Annotated in this window: 3 protein-coding genes; 2 read left to right on the top strand and 1 reads right to left on the bottom strand. The window is 58.4% G+C overall.

What is annotated here, in order from left to right; all coding sequences use genetic code 11:
- A partial coding sequence (gene dprA, locus NKH12_RS30020; protein ID WP_352956420.1) for a DNA-processing protein DprA occupies window positions 1-853 on the top strand: 853 nt, incomplete at its 5' end.
- Between the two features lie 275 nt (window positions 854-1128).
- Window positions 1129-2766, top strand: a complete 1638-nt coding sequence (locus NKH12_RS30025) for a caspase family protein (protein WP_352956421.1) — start codon at window positions 1129-1131, stop codon at window positions 2764-2766.
- 18 nt (window positions 2767-2784) lie between these two features.
- On the opposite strand, the gene NKH12_RS30030 is transcribed toward NKH12_RS30025, so the two are convergent.
- Window positions 2785-4032: a S8 family peptidase gene (locus NKH12_RS30030; RefSeq protein WP_352956422.1), complete on the bottom strand. Its 1248-nt coding sequence runs from the start codon at window positions 4030-4032 to the stop codon at window positions 2785-2787.
- Between the last annotated feature and the right edge of the window lie 358 nt (window positions 4033-4390).

Genomic DNA, 4390 nt, shown 5'->3' on the forward strand with positions numbered 1-4390 from the left:
GATGAAAAGCATGGACCATCCGCCGCCGCTGCTCGCGGTCAAGGGCGAAGGCGCGGTGTTCCGGCTGCCGGCAGTTGCCATCGTCGGCGCCCGCAACGCCTCGCTGGCCGGTATCAAAATGGCGCGAACGCTCGCCGCCGAACTCGGCCGCGACGGCTACGGCATCGTTTCCGGCCTGGCGCGCGGGATCGACACGGCAGCACATCAGGGCAGCCTTGCGACCGGCACGATCGGTGTGCTGGCCGGCGGCCTCGACCTGCCCTACCCGCCCGAGAATGCCGGGCTGTGCAACGAGATTGCCGAGCACGGCGGCGCCATCATTTCGGAAATGCCGTTCGGCTGGCAGCCGCGCGCCCAGGATTTTCCGCGCCGCAACCGCCTTGTCGCCGGTGCGGCATTGGGGCTGGTCGTGGTTGAGGCCGCGCAACGCTCCGGCTCGCTGATCAGCGCCAGGCTTGCCGGCGAGATGGGCCGGCTGGTCTTCGCCGTCCCCGGGTCGCCGCTCGATCCGCGCGCCGCCGGCGCCAACGCCTTGCTCAAGGACGGCGCCACTTTGGTCACCGAGGCATCGGACATCACCAGTGCGATCGCGCCGCTGGTCGGCGCGCTGGCGCCAAGGACGGCGCCGCTTGGAGAGCCGCCCGACTTTTCGGCAACGCCACCGCCCGGCGAAGACGATCGCGCCCGCGTCATCGAAACCCTCGGCCCGACGCCGGTGGCGATCGACGAAATCATCCGCCACACCGGCCTGCATCCCGCCCAAGTTTTCATGGTGCTGCTGGAACTGGACCTCGCCGGCCGGCTGGAGCGCCACGCCGGCGGCAATGTCTCGCTGGGTTTCGGGGGTCTGTGACTTTCTGTTGGGCGCGATAGCGTTCGAACCCATGAATCGACAGATCAAGAATTTGATGTTCAAGTCATCGTAGGATGCTTGAGAACACAAAGACTGGCATCTGTTGCCGTTCCGAGAAAGGGCGCAAAAAAGCGGTTTGTTTTTGGCGCCGAATGGAGAGTTTTCCGCCGATAGCGCGATCGCTCGACAGATCAAGACCACCTTGGACTTACATCGCTGCTCATGGTAAAAAGACAATATCGAAGCTGGTTTTATTGCGGCAAGGCGGGGTTCCCATGGGACTTCTTGCAGGAAATAGATCAGGCAAGCGGGTTGCCTTTGTGCTCGGCAATGGTGGCTATCAGACAGCGCCTCTGCTGCAGACCCCCCCGAATGACGCAGCACAAATGACGATTGCGTTGGATCGGCTGGGTTTCGAAACGATCTCGCTGACGGACGGCACGAGCGCGGCGATAAGCAATAAGTTCAAGGAATTTGAATCCCTCGCATCTAACGCAAGCATAGGTCTGCTTTATTATTCCGGTCATGGATTGCAGATAGATGGAACTAACTACATAGTCCCGATCGAGTCCGATATAGACAACAATAAGTTTATAGAAGGTTTGATTTCGATCCAGGATTTGACAAGTAGAACAACGGAAAAAGCAGAGATTTCTCTGGTTTTCCTGGACGCCTGCCGGGACAATCCATTCGAGGAAAATGTTAACGCGGAAATCGCCCGCGATGCGGTGGGAAAGGGGATGCCGAAACCGCCGCCCAAGAGAATCAATCCTGGGCTCGCCTTTTCCTCAGCTTCGGCGCAGCAATTTGCTGGACAGGCTTTTCTCGCTTATGCGGCGGCGCCTGGAAAGGTGGCTTGGCAGGGAACGGGAACCTCGTCCATTTTCACCGAAGGTTTGCTGGCGAATATCGAAACGACGGACCTATCGATAAACAATTTGATGCTGCGCGTCGCTCGCTATGTCCAGGACAAGACAAGCAGCCAGCAGGAGCCTTGGACGTCGTCTTCCTTGCTTGTGCCGTTTTACTTCAGCGCGGGATCGCTGCTTTGGTTTTCTGCCAACTTGATCGGGCTTTCAGCGTTTCTGGTCTCGATCTTGACATTGTGCCTGGTGGTCGCCGACCGTCCCGGCTCGGAATACGTCGTACCGGTCGTTGCCGCCATGTTTGGCGCGTTGGTTTTTTTTCTCCGGGGTTTGGGAAGGGCCTATGATTTCATGCGCGGCGAAATCAAGCCGACGAGCCGAGTCAACTGGCCGCGCAGCATGATCGGCGGATATTTCGGTGGTATCCTGGCGGCTCCGATCATCGCCGTTTCCTATTACTACTCCTGGGACAAAACTCAGGATTACCATTGGGCGCCTTTTGGACAGGTTCTCTCCGAAATAACGTTGGCCGCCATTCTGACCGGAGTGGTGCTTGGAGCCTGCTCCATAGTTGCCAAGAATCCGCAATGGTTTGCACGGCCATCGACGAAGTTTGCGCGGTACTGGCTTTTGCTCGGCGGCATTGCGGGAGGCCTGTTGGCCGGTGTGCTGGTGGGACCTCCGATAACCTGGTACTTCGGAATCCAATCCCGCCCACCCGCCACCCCTGCAACGCTGCTGCCGGGTGGCTTGCTTGGAACTGCTGGCATCGTGTTTGCCACGTTGAGTTATAGCTTTGAGAGGACCAACTACCGCAAGCTTGGCCGAAACGCCGTCGTGTCGGTGCTGGCAACGCTTTTCGTATCCCTCGTGAGCGCGATCGGCTTCTACGCCTTCAGCCTTGCCTTTGAACAACTCGTGCTGAGCGCTTTGTACAATACAAGCGTGGCAAATCTGGTCGAAACAGGGCTCATACTCGGCCCTCTGGTCGGGGGTATTCTTGGATTAACCGTCGGATTGGCTCTGCTTTTTGTCACGGATGACTGACAGGATATCCGTATCGGATCACGCCACAGGAGCGGTGACCATCCCATCCCCTCTATCGAGCGGCTCGACTCCGGTACGGAAGACGTTGCTTTTGGCGTTGGCCAGCAATTTGGCTTCGACCCGTCCCGCGCTGGCATTGCCTTCCTTGCGCAACTGTTCCCACCACAGCGCCGCAACGCCTGCGACATGCGGACAGGCCATGCTGGTGCCGCTCATGACAACAAGATCGCTTTTGGTGTTGAACTGAGCTGACCTGATCGATACGCCGGGAGCGGTCAGGCGCGGCATTGTATTCGAAAAATCAGCGACGCTCAGTCCGTCGTCGTGTTTCTGAAGGGCTCCCACGGAAATCAAGCCCAACGCGGCAGCCGGCAGCGATACGGCTATCCGGTAGTTCGGCTCTTGCCCCGCTTTGCTTTCGTTACCCGCCGCCGCGACCACGATAGAGCCACTGTTCTGATTTGCCAGCAATCTCACCCGCTGCATCAAATTGTCGAACAGCCGCAGATTGTCCCGGTAACTGACGAGGGCGTCGGACGTGGCCAGGTCGGCCGGCCATCCGTCAGCAACCAGGCCGTTGACGTAACCTGGAAAATCGAAGCCGAGCGACATGGAAATGACGTCCGCGTTTGCATTGATGGCCCATTCCAGTCCTTTGAAAAGCATGGCCGTATCGCCACCACCATCGCTGCGGAGCACTTTTCCGATCAGGGCCCTCTCGACTCCAGGCGCGACCCCGATCCGGAATCCGGCAACATCGCGGCCAAATATCGTCGCGGCGCAATGAGTTCCATGACCTTCTTTGTCGCCGTTACCTTCCCCGGAAAAGTCCTGTTCCTCGATCATGAGGCCCGCGAAGGCAGCATGTTTGCGATCGATGCCCGTATCCAGCACGGCGACTGTCACTCCGGCGCCGGTGACCGGCGCTTTCAAGGCTCCGACTTCCGCGACGCCCCAACTTACATTTCGGCTATCGGGCCCGCTGCCGGCAGCGGTCGGTGCAATTAGCGCCGTCGGCATCGGTAGCGCGATGCCAAGCGTACGTTTGTCGCGCCTGGCATCTTCGGCATCCTTGCGATCCACCCCAACGTCAAGTGTGAGGTTGGATTTCATCGCTTTCAGGCTGTTCGCGTGAATCTGGGAGAGGCTCTTGGTGAGGCCTTTCGGCGGGCCAAGCGGGCTGTCCGGGCGAAGCGGTCTCGTTGCGGCGCTTTCCGGCTTGCTGGTCAAATCACGCAAGACAATATACTTCGGTTCTTGCCGCATGCCGCCCCTCTCACTATTGTAATTATCAAAGGAAATTCACAGATAAGTTGCGCATTCGGCCAAGCGAACGCGACAACAAGCTAGTCGTCAGAGCACGTGGGTCAAATCAAAGACGCTTAAAGAGCATTCTCATGGTGATCAAATATAAATACCACAATCGATCCCTACATCCACCTAAATTCTGATGGTTTGCACCACACCCTGGTCACAGTCCTTCTTCAGCATCTTTCTGCTCGCGTCGAAATCGGCGGGCCGTCATTAGCGATCTAAGTGTCTGAATCAAAACGACTGGTGCAATTTCAAGGTCTTGCGAGGCGACGCGTGAGCAGGCGGATGTGGGCGATGAAGACCCAGGCTT

The organism is Mesorhizobium sp. M1322 (genome assembly GCF_040318085.1).
Lineage (GTDB): Bacteria > Pseudomonadota > Alphaproteobacteria > Rhizobiales > Rhizobiaceae > Mesorhizobium.